The 19,046-nt window shown below is 63.8% G+C and carries 14 protein-coding genes and 4 pseudogenes; 15 read left to right on the forward strand and 3 right to left on the reverse strand.

The genetic code is table 11. From position 1 onward, the window contains the following. Nucleotides 1-16 precede the first annotated feature (16 nt). The 3 genes from OWR21_RS03230 to OWR21_RS03240 are packed head-to-tail and all read left to right on the forward strand — an operon-like array spanning nucleotide 17 to nucleotide 1,765. Nucleotides 17-775, forward strand: a complete 759-nt coding sequence (locus OWR21_RS03230; RefSeq protein ID WP_332394605.1) for a DUF2589 domain-containing protein — start codon at nucleotides 17-19, stop codon at nucleotides 773-775. Next, nucleotides 765-1,217: a lysozyme gene (locus OWR21_RS03235; RefSeq protein WP_012762196.1), complete on the forward strand. Its 453-nt coding sequence runs from the start codon at nucleotides 765-767 to the stop codon at nucleotides 1,215-1,217. Before OWR21_RS03230 ends, OWR21_RS03235 begins: the two co-directional genes overlap by 11 nt. Nucleotides 1,218-1,258: 41 nt before the next feature. Further along, nucleotides 1,259-1,765 carry a hypothetical protein gene (locus tag OWR21_RS03240; protein ID WP_332394606.1) on the forward strand — a complete coding sequence of 169 codons (507 nt, stop codon included), beginning with the start codon at nucleotides 1,259-1,261 and terminating at the stop codon, nucleotides 1,763-1,765. 17 nt (nucleotides 1,766-1,782) lie between these two features. Here the strand turns inward: OWR21_RS03240 and rnhA are convergent, their stop codons facing one another. Together rnhA and OWR21_RS03250 are read right to left on the reverse strand one after the other, a co-directional pair. Then, on the reverse strand, nucleotides 1,783-2,229 hold the full coding sequence (gene rnhA / locus OWR21_RS03245) for a ribonuclease HI (RefSeq protein ID WP_009240904.1): 447 nt from the start codon (nucleotides 2,227-2,229) through the stop codon (nucleotides 1,783-1,785). A gap of 39 nt (nucleotides 2,230-2,268) precedes the next feature. Next, a complete protein-coding gene (locus OWR21_RS03250; protein ID WP_316873434.1) occupies nucleotides 2,269-3,174 on the reverse strand; it encodes a class I SAM-dependent methyltransferase in 906 nt (301 codons plus the stop codon). On the opposite strand from OWR21_RS03250, the pseudogene gloB reads away from it, so the two are divergent. The 8 genes and pseudogenes from gloB (at nucleotide 3,173) to OWR21_RS03290 (ending at nucleotide 14,340) form a co-directional block, all read left to right on the forward strand. Further along, nucleotides 3,173-4,010, forward strand: a pseudogene (gene gloB / locus OWR21_RS03255) (hydroxyacylglutathione hydrolase). The gene OWR21_RS03250 and the pseudogene gloB sit on opposite strands and share 2 nt — an antisense overlap. A gap of 136 nt (nucleotides 4,011-4,146) precedes the next feature. Next, nucleotides 4,147-5,697, forward strand: a complete 1,551-nt coding sequence (locus OWR21_RS03260; RefSeq protein ID WP_332394607.1) for a transglycosylase SLT domain-containing protein — start codon at nucleotides 4,147-4,149, stop codon at nucleotides 5,695-5,697. 144 nt (nucleotides 5,698-5,841) lie between these two features. Beyond that, nucleotides 5,842-7,759, forward strand: a pseudogene (prpE, locus tag OWR21_RS03265) (propionate--CoA ligase). A gap of 327 nt (nucleotides 7,760-8,086) precedes the next feature. Beyond that, nucleotides 8,087-9,223 carry a glutamine-hydrolyzing carbamoyl-phosphate synthase small subunit gene (gene carA, locus OWR21_RS03270; RefSeq protein ID WP_147214480.1) on the forward strand — a complete coding sequence of 379 codons (1,137 nt, stop codon included), beginning with the start codon at nucleotides 8,087-8,089 and terminating at the stop codon, nucleotides 9,221-9,223. A gap of 21 nt (nucleotides 9,224-9,244) precedes the next feature. Next, a complete protein-coding gene (leuE, locus tag OWR21_RS03275; RefSeq protein ID WP_147214481.1) occupies nucleotides 9,245-9,919 on the forward strand; it encodes a leucine efflux protein LeuE in 675 nt (224 codons plus the stop codon). A 16-nt stretch (nucleotides 9,920-9,935) separates the two neighbouring features. Then, nucleotides 9,936-13,181, forward strand: coding sequence for a carbamoyl-phosphate synthase large subunit (carB, locus tag OWR21_RS03280; RefSeq protein ID WP_147214482.1), 3,246 nt, complete (start codon nucleotides 9,936-9,938; stop codon nucleotides 13,179-13,181). A 194-nt stretch (nucleotides 13,182-13,375) separates the two neighbouring features. Continuing rightward, the gene (gene greA, locus OWR21_RS03285; protein WP_027681156.1) at nucleotides 13,376-13,852 is read left to right on the forward strand and encodes a transcription elongation factor GreA; all 477 of its coding nucleotides are present in this window, start codon (nucleotides 13,376-13,378) and stop codon (nucleotides 13,850-13,852) included. Nucleotides 13,853-13,872: 20 nt separating this feature from the next. Next, nucleotides 13,873-14,340 carry a DUF4149 domain-containing protein gene (locus OWR21_RS03290; RefSeq protein ID WP_147214483.1) on the forward strand — a complete coding sequence of 156 codons (468 nt, stop codon included), beginning with the start codon at nucleotides 13,873-13,875 and terminating at the stop codon, nucleotides 14,338-14,340. 51 nt (nucleotides 14,341-14,391) lie between these two features. Here the strand turns inward: OWR21_RS03290 and OWR21_RS03295 are convergent, their stop codons facing one another. Further along, the gene (locus tag OWR21_RS03295) at nucleotides 14,392-14,892 is read right to left on the reverse strand and encodes a YhbY family RNA-binding protein (RefSeq protein ID WP_024972561.1); all 501 of its coding nucleotides are present in this window, start codon (nucleotides 14,890-14,892) and stop codon (nucleotides 14,392-14,394) included. A gap of 108 nt (nucleotides 14,893-15,000) precedes the next feature. Here OWR21_RS03295 and OWR21_RS03300 point away from each other — a divergent pair, with 108 nt between their 5' ends. The 4 genes and pseudogenes from OWR21_RS03300 to glmM all read left to right on the forward strand — a co-directional run. Beyond that, entirely contained in the window at nucleotides 15,001-15,666 is a 666-nt protein-coding gene (locus OWR21_RS03300) for an RlmE family RNA methyltransferase (RefSeq protein ID WP_332394608.1), read from the forward strand. Nucleotides 15,667-15,797: 131 nt separating this feature from the next. Beyond that, on the forward strand, nucleotides 15,798-17,684 hold the full coding sequence (gene ftsH, locus OWR21_RS03305; protein WP_147214485.1) for an ATP-dependent zinc metalloprotease FtsH: 1,887 nt from the start codon (nucleotides 15,798-15,800) through the stop codon (nucleotides 17,682-17,684). A gap of 213 nt (nucleotides 17,685-17,897) precedes the next feature. Further along, nucleotides 17,898-18,691, forward strand: a pseudogene (gene folP, locus OWR21_RS03310) (dihydropteroate synthase). A gap of 111 nt (nucleotides 18,692-18,802) precedes the next feature. After that, nucleotides 18,803-19,046: pseudogene (glmM, locus tag OWR21_RS03315) on the forward strand (phosphoglucosamine mutase); the annotation flags it as partial.

Consider the following 19,046-nt stretch of genomic DNA (forward strand, 5'->3'; position numbering starts at 1 on the left):
CGACCGACCCGACACCATGTTCAATCTCTTCAGCCGCCGCAGGCGTGACGATGGCCGTGCGTCGTCAGCGCCCGCCACACCGACAGCGCCGCCACCCAGTTCGCCACCTGCGCCGCCTGCATCTTCCGATGCCGCGCCGTTTCCCGAGACTGCGTCGGACACGCCTCCGCCATCGCCGCCGAGTTCGTTGCCCCCTGGCGGCGGCATCGGCGGTGGCAGTAACGGCCACGGTCATCCAGGCGTGAATGGCCTGACGCTGGACGACATCACGCGCGGTATGCAGCACGCCGCAGCTTCCGCCAACCAGATGCTTGCGCAGCAGTACACCACGTTGCTCGACCAGTTTTTCGACGCCGACGAGAGCGGCACGCTGGTCGCCCGCGAAGTGGAACTTGCGCTCGACAGTCAGCACCGGCTGGCGCTGCCACTGGTGTCGCTGGCGATGCCGCGCGGCCTCGCACTCGACGAAATGACGGTGAACATGACCGTGCGCAGCGACCTCGCCGAAGCCTTGCCCTTGCACGGCGCAGCCACCGGCGGTGTGGGCCGGTTCTACGTTTCGCTTGCGCCGCATTCCCAGCGTGAGACCGGCCGCGATAGCGAGCACATCGACATCGAAATGAAGTTCACCGCGCTGCAGCCGCCGGAAGCCGTGATGCGCGTGATCGACGAATACACGAATCGGCTGGTGCCAAGGCCCTTGCAGCCCAATGCCGCAGGTTCCGACGGCCCCGGCACCACCAGCACGCCCCAGGAGAAAAGCGATGAGCACTGAGCACAACCCGCGCACCACAGGCGAGCGAGGCCTCGCGCTGATCAAGGAATCGGAAGGGCTGCGTCTGTCGACGTATCTGGATGCGGTCGGCAAACCGACCATCGGCTACGGCCACCTGATTCGGCCCGGCGAGACCTTCAACGGGCCGATCTCTCAGCAACAGGCCGAAGCGCTGCTGCGCAAGGACCTGGCCGACACCGAACAGGGCATTGCCAAGGCCGTGCGCGTGTCGATCACGCAAGGGCAGTTCGACGCCCTGGCGTCATTCGTCTTCAACCTGGGGGCGGGGCGGCTGCGCTCGTCGACGCTGCTGCGCAAGCTCAACGCGGGCGATTACGCCGGCGCGGCCAATCAGTTCCTGCTGTGGGACAAGGCCGGCGGCAAGCCGCTCAAGGGGCTGACGAAGCGTCGTCAGGCCGAACGCAAGCTGTTCCTGTCCTGATTCACCACCACGTTACTTCAACGTTCAACGGAGAAGCTCGCATGCATACCGAACCGATGTCCGTGATTCCCACCACCCGTCCGCGCCGCTTGTATCGCGTGCTGACATGGCTTGCCGCCGCTGCCGTTGGGATCGGCATGTCCTACGCCCGCGCAGCCGACGCCGGAGCCTCTACGTGTACGGCCGAGGTGCAGCGCATCCGCGTCGAACTCGGAAGCCAGGATCTTCCGACGTTCAACGATCAAGCCGGGCGCTACCTGGCCGACACGCTGAATCAGCTCTACGCATACGGCACGTTGCCCAACCGTTACGTGCCGGAGCGCCAAGCCAACTGGGAGCCGGGCGCGAATCGCCCCGTCATGATGCAGAAGCGCAGCATCGGCGGTGATGCATGGGCGCAGACCGGTCTGCTGCAGGCGGATATCGACGATGGCCTTTCCAAGCGCGGCCCGCTGCGGCTGATCTATGCGCAGGACGGCAAGCCGCAGTACGTCACCACCGCCGCCAATGCACCGCAGATCCCGACGCAGCGTTGCGCGGGCAAGTGAGCGTGTGCGAGGGTGCGTCAGGCTTTTGCCTGGCGCGCCATTTCGACGCCCTTGTTGGCCAGCGCATCAGCGCGCTCGTTGCCGGGGTGGCCGGCATGGCCCTTGACCCAATGCCAGCTCACCTCATGTCCGGCGACGAGTTCATCCAGCGTGCGCCAGAGGTCGTCGTTCTTGACCGGCTTCTTGTCGGCCGTCTTCCAGCCGCGCGCCTTCCAGCCGGCCAGCCATTCGCTGATGCCTTTCTGGACGTACTGCGAATCGGTATAAACCTGCACCCGGCATGGCCGCTTCAGCGCGCGAAACGCTTCGATCACGGCCATCAATTCCATGCGGTTGTTGGTGGTCAGCGCTTCGCCGCCAAAGAGTTCTTTTTCGTGGCTGCCCGAGACGAGCACGGTGCCCCAGCCGCCAAGGCCGGGGTTGCCCTTGCACGCGCCATCGGAATAAACGGTGACTTCCTGCATTGAGAAACGATGGGTGATCAGTGAGTGGAACGGGCGCGCTCAGACGCCCGATTTGCCGTCACGCGCGGTGGCCGATGGCGCCTTGGTCGAATGTGAGCCCGAAGGTGTCGCGACCGGGGTGCCGGCCGGCACCAGGGCCGGCGATTTGCGTGTCTTCCATGCCGGGCCGACCAGGCGCATGGTGCGCACGCGCTTGACGGCCTGCAGCATGTACACCGCGCCGAAGATCGGCCACCAGCGGTCGCCGGCCTTTTCCATGAAGGCGGTGCGCTGCAGCCATTTGTCCGAGCGATTGGGCGGGCAGTAGCAGCCGAAACGGCCGCGCACGATATCAAATCCAAGCAGCTTGAGCCAGTCCTTCAGACGCGTGAACGCAATCATCTGGCTCTGCGCAGGCAGAAACGATTCCGTGCCCAGGCGCCGCATGCCCTGTCGCATGCCCCATAGGCTGAGCGGGTTGAAACCGGTGATGACGAGACGCCCCTCCGGCATCAGCACGCGCGCCACTTCACGCAGCACTTCGTGCGGATCGTCAGTAAATTCCAGCACGTGGGGCAAGGCGACCAGGTCGATGCTCTGCGACGCGAAGGGCAGCTCGTCATAGCGGCAGATTACGCGGGGCGTGGCCTGGCGCTGCGGCGTGTTGGCGTCCGGATCTGCGTCGGCGGCATCGGCGGATTCTGCCGGGTTGCCGTCCATCGGGTCGAGCGTTTCGATGGGGGCCGTCGGGTCAATGTCGTCCACCACGCGGGCGATCAGCGGGATGCGGTTTTCGCGCAGTGCCCCAAAGCCGGGGTGGCCCAGCTGCAGCGCGTGATAGCCGAACATGTCGGCCACCGTGCGATCGAATTGAGCCTGCTCCCAGCGCAGGACATATTGCCCGGGCGGCGAAGCGAGCCAGTGGTGCCAATCTATAATGCGACGATCGTTAGAGGAGTCGGACATGGTCCAGGGTGGTGTGCCGCGTGGTGTAGCGCTTGAGGTGGAGGCGATCGCTGCGTTTGCCGACAATTATATTTGGGCACTACACGATGGCCGAGTGGCTGCTGTCGTCGATCCGGGCGACGCGCAACCGGTGCTGCGCTTCCTGAAGGAGAGGGGCTCGCGCTCGGTGCCATTGTAATCACACATCATCATGGCGATCACGTCGGCGGGGTGCGCGAACTGCTCGCGGCGTATCCGGAGAATCCCGAAGGAGCGCCGCTTCCGGTCATCGGCCCAGCCAACGAGTCGATTCCGTGCCGCACGCAGGCCGTGCGCGAAGGCGATGTCGTCACGCTCACGCAGCCGGCCGCCACATTCCGGGTGCTCGACGTGCCGGGTCATACCAGCGGTCACGTTGCCTATGTGGGGCGCCTTCAGGGTAATGCCGCATCGGCGAGCCTGTTTTGTGGCGATACACTCTTCGCTACCGGTTGCGGCCGGCTTTTGAAGGGACGCCTGCGCAGATGCGCGCGTCGCTGGCCAAGCTGGCGGCGCTGGCGCCCGATACGCGTGTCTATTGCGCGCATGAATATACGGCATCGAATGTGCGCTTTGCGCGTGCAGTCGAGCCTGGCAACGCCGACTTGGCAGCCTGGGAGGACGAGGTAACGGCGTTGCGGGCCGAGGGCCGCTCGACTGTACCCACTACCGTTGGCCACGAGCGGGCGACCAACCCATTCATGCGATCGGATGACGCCAATGTGACGCAGGCGGTGGCCCGCCATGCGGGTATCGACGCCGATGATCCGGTTGCGGTATTCGCTGCGTTGCGCCAGTGGAAGAACGATTTCCGTTGAGAAACCCGGCGCGCGGCGATGACGCAGCCCATGTGATGCCTCCAGCCGGCGCCCCGCCGGGTGAACGCGGGTTGACGCGGTCGGATGCGTTTCTTACTATCTGGGGCAATTTTTAGCCCTAACCCCACAGAACTTGATGCGATCCGTGCGACTTCTTGCGGCAACTGTGCTCAGTCTGCTCCTTGCGGCCTGTGCAACGGCTCCCGGGCCGAATGCCGACACGGCCAGCACCAGTGCCTCCTCCGCCACCGGCCAATCCCCCGCGCCGGTCGTCAATGTCGATCAGCAGCCCGTCGCGTCCCTGAAAGGGCCGGCCAAGGACCTCTGGGCGCGCATTCGCCAAGGTTTCTCCATGCCCGACCTGCAAAGCTCGGCCGTGGATGACCGTACCGATTGGTATGCGCAGCGCCCGGACGCCTTCCGCCGCATGGTGGATCGCTCCAACCGCTACCTGTATCACATCGTCGAAGAGCTGGAGCGGCGCAACATGCCCACCGAGCTGGCGCTGCTGCCGTTCGTGGAAAGCGCGTTCAACCCGCAGGCGGTGTCGAGCGCCAAGGCTGCCGGAATGTGGCAGTTCATCCCGAGCACCGGCAGAACGTACAACCTCAAGCAGAACGTTTTCCAGGACGAGCGCCGCGATGTGCTGGCCTCGACCGACGCTGCGCTCGACTATCTTTCCAAGCTGCACGACCAGTTTGGCGACTGGCAACTCGCGCTCGCTGCCTACAACTGGGGTGAAGGCGCGGTGGCGCGGGCGATTGCGCGCAACCAGGCCGCCGGCCTGTCGACCGATTACGTCAACCTGAACATGCCCGCCGAGACGCGCATGTACGTGCCCAAGCTCCAGGCGGTGAAGAACATCATCGCCAACCCGGAGCGCTACGGCGTTACGCTGCCGGATATCCCGAACCACCCATATTTCGTCACCGTCACCACGTCACGCGATATTGATGTGACGCTGGCGGCCAAGCTGGCGAATCTGCCGATGGATGAGTTCAAGGCACTGAACCCGTCGTTCAATCGGCCGGTGATCCTCGGGGCGTCGAACCCGCAGATTCTTCTGCCGTACGACAACGCAGAAACGTTCCAGTACAACCTGAACACCTATCGCGGCGGGCTTTCCAGCTGGACGGCCGTGACGGTTGGCAACCGCGAGCGTGTGGAAGCGCTGGCGGCCCGGCTCAAGGTCGACCCCGACACCATTCGCGAGATCAACCGTATTCCGAAGGGCATGCGTTTGAAGGCGGGCTCGACCGTGGTCGTACCGCGTGCCGACGGCGCCCAGGAAAACGCACCCGACATCAGCCCCGAGCTGGCCGAGAACGCCACCATGGCGGTCGAACCCGACATGCCGGATCTGAGAAAGGTGGTGGTGCGCGCGGGCAAGCGCGACACGGTGGCGGGTCTGTCGCGGCGTTACGGCGTATCGGTTGCGCAGATTCGTGCGTGGAACCAGTTGGCTGGCGACGCCATCCCGAAAGGGCACAGTGTCGTGCTGATGCTGCCGCAAGCGCGCGGTGGCAGTCGTGGCGGGCATGTGCGTGTGATGCGGGTATCGGCCGCAACGTCGCGCGCCGCAACGGCAACCCCGCGCGTGCCGACTGCAAAGGTGGCCGGCAAGCCGGTGGTCAAGGCGAAACCGGTGGCCACCTCATCCAGTTCGGTCAAGCGCAAGAAGCGCTGAGGCTGGCAAGAAAACGGCGTCCTTCGGGGCGCCGTTTTGTTTTTGGCCCGCCGGTAAGACCTGCGTAAGTTGGCCGCCGCACAGTAGGCGCATACAGTACATCCAAGATCGAGCCATCGCAGACGATGGCCAGGAGACAACGTCATGCCCATGTCCGCCGCGTATCGCGCGCTGTATCAGCGTTCCATTGACGACCCTGTCGGCTTTTGGGGCGAGCAGGCCCAGCGCATCGATTGGCAAACGCCGTATTCCGCCGTCCTCGACGATTCGCGCCTGCCGTTTGCCAAGTGGTTCGTGGGCGGACGCACCAATCTATGCCACAACGCCGTCGATCGGCATCTCGCCACGCGCGGGGAACAGGCGGCGCTCGTGTACGTCTCCACCGAAACAGGCGTGGAGACGGCGTACACGTATCGCCAGCTCCATCGCGAGGTCAACCGCATGGCGGCGAGCCTGCAGGCGCTGGGCGTCAAGCGCGGCGACCGCGTGCTGATTTATCTGCCGATGATTCCCGAAGCCGCATTTGCCATGCTGGCCTGTGCACGCATCGGCGCGATCCATTCGGTGGTGTTCGGTGGTTTCGCATCCAACAGCCTCGCCACGCGTATCGACGACGCCACGCCGCGCGTGATCGTCAGTGCGGATGCGGGCTCGCGAGCGGGCAAGGTGGTCGAGTACAAGCCGTTGCTCGACGCTGCGATCGAGCTGGCAGGGCACAAGCCCGAGCGCGTGCTGCTCGTCGATCGCAAACTCGCGCCCATGCAGCACAACGCCCGCGATGTCGACTACGCAACGCTCGCCGCACAGCATGCCAACGCTGATGTGCCGTGCGAATGGATGGAATCCAGTGAGCCCTCGTACATCCTTTACACATCAGGTACGACCGGCAAACCGAAGGGCGTCCAGCGCGACACGGGCGGCTACGCGGTGGCGCTGGCGGCGTCGATACCGCTGATTTTCGGCGCCCAGCCTGGCGACACGATGTTCACCGCATCCGATGTGGGCTGGGTGGTGGGGCACAGTTACATCGTCTATGCGCCGCTGCTCGCGGGCCTGACGACGGTCATGTACGAAGGCACGCCAATCCGCCCCGACGGCGCGGTCTGGTGGCGCATCGTCGAGCAATACCGCGTGAACGTGATGTTCTACCGCGCCGACCGCCATTCGCGTGCTCAAGAAGCAGGATCCTGCGCTGCTGCAGCGGCATGACCTGTCGAGCCTGCGCCGCCTGTTCCTTGCCGGCGAGCCGCTGGACGAGCCCACCGCCAGCTGGATCGGCGAGGCGCTGCACAAGCCCATCGTCGACAACTACTGGCAGACCGAGACGGGCTGGCCGATGCTGGCGATTCCGCAAGGTGTCGAGCCGTCCATGCAAAAGCTTGGCTCGCCGGGCTTCCCGGTCTATGGCTACAAGCTCGACATCCTGGACGAGGCCACCGGCGAGCCCTGCGCCCCGGGCGAGAAAGGCCTGCTGGCTGTTGCGGCGCCCCTGCCACCGGGCTGCATGACCACCGTCTGGGGCGACGACGCCCGCTTCCTGCAGACGTACTGGTCGGCGTTTCCGGGCCGGCACATTTATTCGAGCTTCGACTGGGGTGTGCGCGACGAGGAGGGCTACGTGACCATCCTCGGCCGCACCGACGACGTGATCAACGTGGCCGGCCACCGCCTCGGAACGCGCGAGATCGAAGAAAGCCTGTCGTCGCATCCCGCCATCGCCGAGGTGGCGGTGGTGGGCGTGGCCGATCAGCTCAAGGGCCAGGTGGCGATGGGGTTTGCCATCGTGCGTGACGCCTCGCGCATTGCGGATCCGGCGGGGCGCTTGGCGCTGGAGGGCGAGTTGATGCGCACGGTCGAGGCGCAGCTTGGAGCCGTGGCGCGGCCATCGCGCGTATTTTTTGTCGGGGCGCTGCCCAAGACGCGCTCCGGAAAACTGCTGCGGCGGGCCATGCAGGCCGTCGCGGAAGGGCGGGATCCGGGCGATCTGACCACCATTGAAGACCCCACGGCGCTCGCTCAGGTGCAGGCGGCCATGCGCGGTGAGCAGGGCCACGAGAAGTGACGTTCCAGCCAGTCAGGAGTGGCGTTTGCCGGCATGGCGGGGCGTCACAATTCGGCGGGCATGCGCCGTTAAGTCCTTCCTTTCATTGAGTTTTTTGCGGCGCCGGGGTATACTCGTCGGGTTTGAGTTCAGAAACCCATCACCCTAGCGCCAACCGCTTCCTACCTCCCGCCTACCGCCCCGTCTGCCTCGTTCCTCGGTGATTTCTGGTGAGTTCTGTCCCAGTCCCGACTCGACGCGCAAACGGCCGGATTCCGCGCAGCCGGAATTCCGCTTTGGCGCCAAGGTGATCAGGTCGGCACAGGGTGAATCCAGCAGGAGCTACCCGTGTTGCCGTCTTTCCCGCCCGCCATCCTCGCGCTTGCAGACGGCACGGTCTTTCGTGGCTATTCCATCGGTGCGGCCGGTCATACGATCGGCGAAGTGGTGTTCAACACCGCGATCACCGGCTATCAGGAAATCCTCACCGATCCGAGCTACTCGCGCCAGATCGTCACGCTCACGTACCCGCATATCGGTAACGTTGGCGTGAACCGTGAGGACGTCGAAGCTACGAAAGTCCATGCCGCCGGCCTCATCATCAAGGATCTGCCGATCCTCGCGTCGAACTTCCGCAAGGAGCACTCGCTCTCGCATTACCTGAAGGGTGAGAAGGTCGTCGCCATTGCCGGCATCGATACCCGCAAGCTGACCCGCATCCTGCGTGAGAAGGGCGCCCAGAACGGCTGCATTCTCGCCGGCGAAGACAACGTGCAGAAGGCCATCGACCTGGCGCGCTCGTTCCCGGGCCTGTCGGGCATGGATCTGGCCAAGGTCGTGTCCGTGACCGAACCGTACGAGTGGACCCAGACCGAATGGGCGCTGGGTCGCGGCTACGGCAAGCAGGAAGCCCCGAAGTACCACGTGGTCGCATACGACTTTGGCGTCAAGTTCAACATCCTGCGCATGCTGGCCGAGCGCGGCTGCCGCGTGACGGTGGTGCCGGCGCAAACCAGCGCAGCCGACGTGCTGGCGCATAACCCGGATGGCGTCTTCCTCTCCAATGGCCCCGGCGATCCGGAACCGTGCGACTACGCCATCGCCGCTGCCAAGGAGTTCTTGGAGCGCCGCCTGCCGACGTTCGGCATCTGCCTGGGTCACCAGATCATGGGCCTGGCTGTCGGCGGCAAGACGCTGAAGATGAAGACCGGCCACCACGGCGCCAACCACCCGGTCAAGGATCTGCAGGACGGCCGCGTGGTCATCACCTCGCAGAACCACGGTTTTGCAGTCGATCCGGAATCGCTGCCGGCCAACGCGCGCGTGACGCACGTCTCGCTGTTCGACGGCACGCTGCAGGGCTTCGAACTGACGGATCGTCCGGCATTCTGCTTCCAGGGTCACCCGGAAGCGTCGCCCGGTCCGCACGACATCGCGTATCTGTTCGACCGCTTCACTGCGGCGATGGACGCAGCGAAGCAGTAAAGCAATCGAGATCGCATCGCCATGAACGCTTTCATGCTCGCCCACTTCGGCATCACCGAGTTCTGGACCTTCCTGCTCGGCACGATCTTCATCGTGCTGCTGCCCGGGCCGAACTCGATGTACGTGCTGTCGGTGGCGGCCCGTCGCGGTGTGCGCGCGGGCTACCAGGGCGCGTGCGGCGTGTTCCTGGGCGATGCCATCCTGATGGTGTTGTCGGCGGCGGGCGTGGCTTCGCTGTTGAAGGCGAGTCCGGCGCTGTTCTACGTCGTGAAGTACATCGGTGCGGCGTATCTGGCTTGGATCGGCCTGCAGATGTTGCGCGGCGCGGTGCGCAACTGGCGCGCGCGCAAGGCTGGTGAGTCCGGCGCACAAGACGCGGCCCCGGCTGATGAATCGCACCCGTTCAAGAAGGCGCTGATCATCAGCCTGCTGAACCCGAAGGCGATCCTGTTCTTCATCTCGTTCTTCATCCAGTTCGTCGATCCGCACTACGCGCTGCCGGTGGTGTCGTTTGTCGTGCTGGGGCTGGTCTGCCAGATCTGCAGCTTCCTGTACCTGACCACCATCATCTTCGTGGGCGCGCGGCTGGCCGCGGCGTTCCGCGCGCGACGACGTTTGTCTGCCGGTATGAGCAGCGGCGTCGGCGCCATGTTTATCGGCTTTTCCGCCAAGCTGGCGACGGCCACACTGAATTAATCGAATCGAGCGGGTTATGCCAAAACGTACAGATATCAAAACCATCCTGATCATCGGCGCGGGTCCGATCATCATCGGCCAGGCGTGTGAATTCGATTACTCCGGCGCGCAGGCTTGCAAGGCGCTCCGTGAAGAAGGTTTCAAGGTGGTCCTGGTCAACAGCAATCCGGCCACGATCATGACCGACCCCAGCACGGCCGACGTGACCTACATCGAGCCGATCACCTGGGAAGTCGTCGAGCGCATCATCGCCAAGGAGCGCCCCGACGCGATCCTGCCGACGATGGGCGGCCAGACCGCGCTGAACTGCGCGCTGGACCTGCATCGCCACGGCGTGCTGAAGAAGTACAACGTCGAGCTGATCGGCGCGTCGCCCGAGGCCATCGACAAGGCCGAAGACCGCCAGAAGTTCAAGGACGCGATGACCAAGATTGGTCTCGGTTCGGCCAAGTCCGGCATCGCACATTCGATGGACGAGGCCGTGGCCGTGCAGTCGCAGATCGCCAAGGAAACCGGCACGAGCGGCTACCCGATCGTGATCCGTCCGTCGTTCACGCTGGGTGGCACGGGCGGCGGCATCGCCTACAACCGTGAAGAATTCGAAGAGATCTGCAAACGCGGTCTCGACCTCTCGCCGACCAACGAGCTGCTGATCGAAGAATCGCTGCTCGGCTGGAAGGAATACGAGATGGAAGTCGTGCGCGACAAGGCCGACAACTGCATCATCGTCTGCTCGATCGAGAACCTGGATCCGATGGGCATCCACACCGGTGACTCCATCACCGTGGCCCCGGCGCAGACCCTGACCGACAAGGAATACCAAATCCTGCGTAATGCCTCGCTGGCCGTGCTGCGCGAGATCGGCGTGGATACCGGCGGCTCGAACGTGCAGTTCTCGATCAATCCGAAGGATGGCCGGATGATCGTGATCGAGATGAACCCCCGCGTGTCGCGTTCGTCGGCGCTGGCGTCGAAGGCCACCGGTTTCCCGATCGCCAAGGTCGCTGCCAAGCTGGCCGTGGGTTACACGCTGGACGAGCTGAAGAACGAAATCACCGGCGGTGCGACCCCGGCGTCGTTCGAGCCGTCGATCGACTACGTGGTCACCAAGGTGCCGCGCTTCGCGTTCGAAAAATTCCCGCAGGCCGACAGCCACCTGACCACGCAGATGAAGTCGGTCGGTGAAGTGATGGCCATGGGCCGGACCTTCCAGGAATCGTTCCAGAAGGCGCTGCGCGGCCTGGAAGTCGGCGTGGACGGTCTGGACGAAAAGTCCACCGACCGCGACGAGATCATCGAAGAGATCGGCGAAGCCGGTCCGGACCGCATCTGGTATCTGGGCGATGCATTCCGCCTGGGCCTGTCGATCGACGAGGTCTACGCCGAGACGTCCATCGACCCGTGGTTCCTCGCGCAGATCGAAGACATCGTCAAGACGGAAGCACTGGTCAAGGCACGCACGCTGGAAAGCCTGTCGGCTGCCGAGCTGCGTCTGCTCAAGCAGAAGGGTTTCTCCGACCGTCGCCTCGCCAAGCTCACCAAGACGACCGCCAAGGCCGTGCGCGAAAAGCGTATCGCCGAGAAGGTGCGCCCCGTCTACAAACGCGTCGACACCTGCGCCGCTGAATTCGCGACCAACACGGCGTATCTGTACTCGACGTACGAAGCCGAGCATGGCGAGTGCGAAGCCGAGCCGACCGGAAACAAGAAGATCATGGTTCTGGGCGGTGGCCCGAACCGGATCGGCCAGGGTATCGAGTTCGACTACTGCTGTGTGCACGCCGCGCTGGCACTGCGCGAAGACGGGTACGAGACCATCATGGTCAACTGCAACCCGGAAACCGTCTCGACCGACTACGACACGTCCGATCGCCTGTACTTCGAGCCTGTGACACTGGAAGACGTGCTCGAAATCGTCGACAAGGAAAAGCCGGTTGGCGTGATCGTGCAATACGGCGGCCAGACCCCGCTGAAGCTCGCGCTGGATCTGGAGGCCAACGGCGTGCCCATCATCGGTACGTCGCCGGACATGATCGACGCGGCCGAAGACCGTGAGCGCTTCCAGAAGCTGCTGCACGAGCTGGGCCTGCGTCAGCCGCCCAACCGCACCGCGCGTGCCGAAGACGAAGCCCTCAAGCTAGCCGAAGAAATCGGCTACCCGCTGGTGGTGCGTCCGTCGTATGTGCTGGGTGGGCGCGCGATGGAAATCGTGCACGAGCCGCGCGACCTCGAGCGTTACATGCGCGAAGCCGTGAAGGTGTCGAACGACAGCCCCGTGCTGCTCGACCGCTTTCTGAACGACGCCATCGAATGCGATGTGGATTGCCTCTCCGACGGCAAGCGCGTGTTCATCGGCGGCGTGATGGAGCACATCGAGCAGGCCGGCGTGCACTCGGGCGATTCGGCTTGCTCGCTGCCGCCGTATTCGCTGTCGCAGGCGACCGTCGACGAACTGAAGCGCCAGACCGCCGCGATGGCGAAGGCGCTGAACGTGGTTGGTCTGATGAACGTGCAGTTCGCCATCCAGCAGAAGGGCGGCGAAGACATCGTCTACGTGCTGGAAGTGAACCCGCGTGCCTCCCGCACGGTGCCGTACGTTTCGAAGGCGACCGGTGTCTCGTTGGCCAAGGTTGCGGCTCGCTGCATGGCAGGGCAGTCGCTGGATTCGCAGGGCGTCGAGACGGAAGTCGTGCCGGCGTACTACAGCGTCAAGGAAGCGGTGTTCCCGTTCAACAAGTTCCCGGGCGTTGATCCGGTGCTCGGACCGGAAATGCGCTCGACCGGCGAAGTCATGGGCGTCGGCAAGACGTTTGGCGAGGCGCTCTTCAAGAGCCAGCTCGCCGCCGGTTCGCGCCTGCCCGAGAAGGGTACCGTGCTGATGACCGTCAAGGACAGCGACAAGCCGCAAGCCGTGGAAGTGGCTCGCGCGCTGCATACGCTCGGCTACCCGATCGTGGCGACGCGCGGTACCGCCTCGGCCATCGAGGCCGCTGGCATTCCGGTGCGGGTGGTCAACAAGGTGAAGGACGGCCGTCCGCACATTGTCGACATGATCAAGAACAGCGAGATCGCGCTCGTCTTCACGACCGTCGACGAGACACGTGCCGCGATTGCCGACTCGCGTTCCATCCGCCAGGCTGCATTGGCGCAGCGCGTGACTTACTACACAACCATCGCTGGTGCGCGCGCCGCGGTGGAAGGTCTGAAGCACATGCAGCACCTCGATGTGTATGACCTGCAGGGCCTGCACGCCACGCTGTAAGCCCATCGTCAGCGCCCGCGACGCGGCATAGCGTCGCGGTGAACCAGCCGGAGAGGAGCAGTTGCCGCCTCCGGACGGTTCGCCTAAACTAGAGCGTCCGTGTCAAAACAACGACAGCCGCCGTCAGGCGGGTGTGCGCTACGCGCCCTCCCGCTTCGCAGCGGCTGATTTTTTGTGATTCCGAATTACTTACGATGAGCACCATTCCGATTACCAAGCGCGGTGCCGAGATGCTGAAAGAGGAGCTTCAACGTCTGAAGACCAAGGAGCGTCCGGCCGTCGTCAACGCCATCGCCGAGGCGCGAGCCCAGGGCGATCTGTCCGAAAACGCCGACTATGATGCCGCCAAGGAGCGCCAGGGCTTCATCGAAGGCCGCATCCAGGAAATCGAAGGCAAGCTGTCTGCTGCGCAGATCATCGATCCGGCTTCGCTGGACGCCGACGGTCGCGTGGTTTTTGGCGCCACCATCGATCTGGAAGATCTGGATTCGGGCAAGCCCGTCACATACCAGATCGTCGGCGATGATGAAGCCGATCTGGAAACGGGCAAGATCTCGATCAGCTCGCCGATCGCACGCGCGTTGATCGGCAAGTTCGAAGGCGATGTCGCTACCGTGGTTGCTCCCGGTGGCGAACGCGAATACGAAGTCCTGGCCGTCAAGTACCTCTAACCAGATCCAAGGCAACCACCATGCCGCAGCGCTTCTTCCAGTTGCTTGCCACGGTATGGTGCGGTTCGCTCTGGACCATCGGTTACATCGTCGCGCCGACGCTGTTTGCGATGCTAGAAGATCGCCAGTTGGCCGGCTCCATTGCCGGCCGATTGTTTCATGCGCAAGCGTGGATCGGCCTGGCGACAGGGTGTTTGCTGCTGCTGGCTGCCACGGCGCTCGTGCGCCGCGGTGAGGTCGGTTACCGGCGGCTGCGCTGGCTTGTGCTGGCGATGCTGCTATGTGTGCTGGTGGGCTATTTCGGCCTGCAGCCGTTCATGGCTTCGCTGCGCGAACAGGCCGATGCGCTTGGCGTGGCGGTGGGGGATTCGCCTTACCGCGCACAGTTTGGCATGCTGCATGGCGTATCGAGCGTGTTCTATCTGGTGCAGAGCCTTCTGGGGGTGGCCCTGATCTGGAAGGCGGCGGGCATTCGGCAAACCGCCTGAGGCAAAGACCGGCTGAAAAGCCGGTCGTTTTCTGTGCAGCCCCGAATTGGATCAGGACAGCGCCTTCTTTTTCTGGCTGGTTTGACGCGGCTTTGCACGCTTGACGTTGCCGCCGGCCGTGACGCGTTCGTTGCCAAGGACGCTCAGCCGCACCGGCTTCGGGCGGCGCGCGCTATTCGGGTTCGGCTTGCGCACGGTCACCGAACGTGGACCGGCGCCCACCGTGGTCTTGCGCGGCGGCTTGAGGTCTCGCGGCTGGTTTTCCTTCAGGTACGCTGGGCCTTCGCGCCAGATCACCAGCAGCTTGCCGATGTGCTGTACGGGAGCTGCCTGCAGGCGAGCGCAGATGGTGTCATAGAGTTCGATGCGTGCTTCGCGGTCATCGCCGAAGACGCGGATCTTGATCAGCCCGTGGGCCGCCAGCGAGCGGTCGATTTCAGCCAGAACGGCCTTTGTCAGACCCTCCGCACCGATGATGACGACCGGGTTCAACGCGTGCGCTTCGGAGCGCAGTTCCGATCGTTGGGCAGGGGTGAGGGTAAGGGCGGGCATAAATGAGGGCGGAATCGCGCAAATAGACAAACGGCGCGTATTATCCGCCAAAACCAGTCCTGGCCGCCATGTTTGGCGCTACATCCGGGCGAAATTGCAACCAATTCGATGGCAAAGAACAAATTCAACCAGTCGTGGCTGCACGACCATATCAACGATCCGTACGTAAAGCTGGCGCAGCGCGAAGGCTATCGCGCCCGTGCTGCCTACAAGCTCAAAGAGATCGACGAGCAGGACAGGCTCATCAAGCCGGGTCAGGTCATCGTCGATCTTGGTGCCGCGCCCGGCAGCTGGAGCCAGTACGTACGCAACAAGCTGGCCGCCTCGCCGCGCGCCAAGGACGGCCGGATTGACGGGGCGATCGTCGCCATCGACATCCTCCCGATGGAAGCCATCGCCGACGTCACCTTCATTCAGGGTGACTTCCGAGAGGAGGACGTTTTCCGGCAACTGGAAGAAATCGTGCTGGAAGCCACCGGCGGGGGCAAAGTGGACCTTGTTTTGTCCGACATGGCCCCCAATCTCTCAGGCGTGGCGTCGGCAGACGCCGCGCGCATGGAGCACATCGCCGAGCTGGCTGTCGAATTTGCCATGGCGCACCTGAAACCTGAGGGCGCGCTGCTGATCAAATGTTTCCACGGCAGCGGCTATAGTCAGATCGTCGAGATGTTCAAGCGTCATTTCAAGATCGTGGCGCCGCGCAAGCCCAAAGCCTCCCGGGACAAATCGTCCGAGACATTCCTGTTGGGCCGCCAGCTCAAGCATCCGGGCTGACGGACGATACTCAGGAAGGGGCCGTCGGCTGGCACGGTGGTCCGTCGGTCTTGCGGGCAATCAACCCGCGGCGGTGTCCGTGCATTACAATGCCAAGCATCCCGTCAAGGCATTTCTAAAGGAGTCTCGCCTTGAATAACAACTGGTTTCAGAAGGCGGCCATCTGGCTGGTGATTGCCTTGGTGCTGTTCACCGTCTTCAAGCAGTTCGACAAGCCGCGCACCCAAGAAGGTGTGACGTACTCGCAATTCATGGACGACGCGAAGGCCGGCAAGGTCAAGCGTGTTGAAGTCCAGGGCCGCACGTTGTTGGTTACGCCCAACGAGGGCAACAAGTATTCGATCATCTCGCCGGGCGACATCTGGATGGTCGGCGACCTGATGAAGTACGGCGTGCAGGTGACCGGCAAGGCGGAAGAAGAGCAAGGTGTGCTCCTTACCGCGCTTTACTACCTCGGCCCCACGCTGCTGATCATCGTGTTCTGGTTCTACATGATGCGGCAGATGCAGGGCGGCGGGAAAGGCGGCGCCTTCTCGTTCGGCAAGTCGCGGGCGCGGTTGATCGATGAGAACAACAACAGCGTCACGTTTGCTGACGTGGCAGGCTGTGACGAATCGAAAGAAGAAGTCGTCGAACTGGTCGACTTCCTGAAAGATCCGCAGAAATTCCAGAAGCTTGGCGGGCGCATCCCGCGCGGCGTGTTGCTGGTGGGCCCCCCGGGTACCGGTAAGACGTTGCTGGCGCGCGCCATTGCCGGTGAAGCCAAGGTGCCGTTCTTCAGCATCTCCGGTTCGGATTTCGTTGAAATGTTCGTCGGCGTGGGCGCGGCCCGCGTGCGCGACATGTTCGAAAACGCCAAGAAGCAGGCGCCCTGCATCGTGTTCATCGATGAAATCGATGCAGTGGGTCGTCATCGCGGCGCTGGCATGGGCGGCGGCAACGACGAGCGCGAGCAGACTCTGAACCAGATGCTGGTCGAGATGGACGGTTTTGAGGCCAACTCTGGCGTCATCGTGATCGCGGCAACCAACCGGGCTGACGTGCTCGACAAGGCGTTGCTGCGTCCGGGCCGCTTCGATCGTCAGGTCTACGTGGGCCTGCCCGACATCCGTGGCCGCGAGCAGATTCTCAAGGTTCACATGCGCAAGGTGCCGATCGGCAACGACGTCGATGCATCGGTGCTGGCGCGTGGCACGCCGGGCTTCTCGGGCGCCGATCTGGCCAACTTGGTTAACGAAGCTGCGCTGTTTGCTGCACGCCGTAACAAGCGCGTGGTGGACATGCAGGACTTCGAGGACGCCAAGGACAAGATCTTCATGGGTCCGGAGCGCAAGTCGGCCGTCATTCGGGAAGAGGAGCGCCGCGCTACGGCGTACCACGAGTCGGGCCACGCGGTTGTCGCCAAGCTGCTGCCGAAGGCTGATCCGGTGCACAAGGTCACGATCATGCCGCGCGGCTGGGCGGGCGGTCTGACCTGGCAGCTGCCCGAGCACGACAAGCACTACGCCTACAAGGACACGATGCTCGAAGAGGTTGCGATCCTGTTCGGTGGCCGTGCCGCAGAAGAGGTGTTCCTGGGCGCGATGAGCACCGGTGCCTCAAACGACTTCGAGCGTGCCACCAAGATGGCCCGCGACATGGTGACGCGCTATGGCATGAGCGACGCGCTCGGCACCATGGTCTACGTTGATACGGAACAGGACGGCTTCTTTGGCCGCATGGCATCGAAGACGGTGTCTGAGGCAACTCAGCAGAAGGTGGATTCGGAAATTCGCCGTATCGTTGATGAACAATACGCCTTGGCGAAGGGTCTCCTCGAAGCGAATCGCGACAAGGTCGAAGCGATGACTGCGGCGCTGCTCGAGTGGGAGACCATCGACGCCGACCAAGTCAACGACATCATGGACGGCAAGCCGCCGCGCCCGCCGCGCTACGGCTCGACCGGCGGCGGTAGCACTCCTCCGGGTGGCGGTACGCCGGCTGGCGTGAGCCCTGGCAACGTGCCTGCCACGGCGTGATGACGCTCCATTAAGTTTGTCGCCTCGGGGCGGCGCGGAAGAGCCGGTGCAAGCGCACCGGCTTTTTTGTTGGCGCTTTCTGGCGTGCCTGGCGTAGCATTCCGGTCCTGCGCAGCATTTCCGTCTATCTATATCTTGTCTGTCTCCATTCCGACCACCACACACTTCCAGTGCGGACGTTTTCTTTACGCGCGTGACCGGCGCCCCCTGGTCATGGGCATTCTTAACGTTACGCCGGACTCGTTTTCCGATGGCGGGCAGCACGCCACGCGCGATGCGGCCTTGCGCCACGCAGAGCAATTGATCGCCGAAGGCGTCGACATGATCGACATCGGCGGCGAATCGAGCCGGCCTGGTGCCGAGCCGCTGAGCCTGCAAGCGGAATTGGACCGCGTGATGCCCATCGTCGAGGCGCTGCGCGATTGCGGCAAACCGCTCTCGATCGATACCTACAAGCCCGAGGTGATGCGCGCCACGCTGAATGCAGGTGCCGATCTGATCAACGATATCTGGGGCTTCCGCCGGGCGCCATTGAGGCAGTGGCCAAGGGCAATGCGGGTTTATGCGTCATGCACATGCAGCGCGATCCCGAAACGATGCAGGAAGCGCCCAGCTATGCGGATTTGATGGGCGAGGTGGAGGCTTTCCTCCGCGTGCAAACGGAGGCGCTGCTGGCCGCCGGCGTGGCGCCTGAGCGTATTTCGCTTGATCCGGGATTTGGCTTTGGCAAGACGCCGGATCACAATCTCACCATGCTCAATCGCTTGGCCGAGTTCGAGCGGATCGGTCTGCCGCTGCTGGCCGGGTTGTCGCGCAAATCGACGCTGGGCGCCGTGCTGGGCGGCAAACCGCCTGCCGAACGCATCACGGTCAGTGTGGCGGCAGCGCTGCTGGCCGTGGAGCGGGGCGCGTTCATCGTACGGGTGCACGACGTACAGCCGACCGTGGAAGCGATCCAACTCTGGTGGGCCATGCGTCATGAGCGCGTAAATCCCCCACTGGACTGACAGCCGCCCCAGCCTCACGCGGCTGGGGGTCAAGCGAACAGAGGATTGCCCGGCGATGGCCGGCGCCTTACAAACAACAAAGAAAGAAACATTCTCCAGGAGAGACTCCCAATGTCCAGGAAGTATTTCGGCACCGACGGCATCCGGGGGCGTGTCGGTGAAAGCCCGATCACGCCGGATTTCGTGTTGCGTCTGGGTTATGCCGCCGGTCGCGTGCTGGCGCACGGCGGTGAAGCGCATGGCCACGGCCGTCCCACCGTGCTGATCGGCAAGGACACGCGCCTGTCGGGTTACATGCTGGAAGCCGCGCTGGAAGCGGGCTTTACGGCAGCCGGCGTTGATGTGCTGATGAGCG

Source organism: Ralstonia sp. 1B3 (assembly GCF_036631435.1).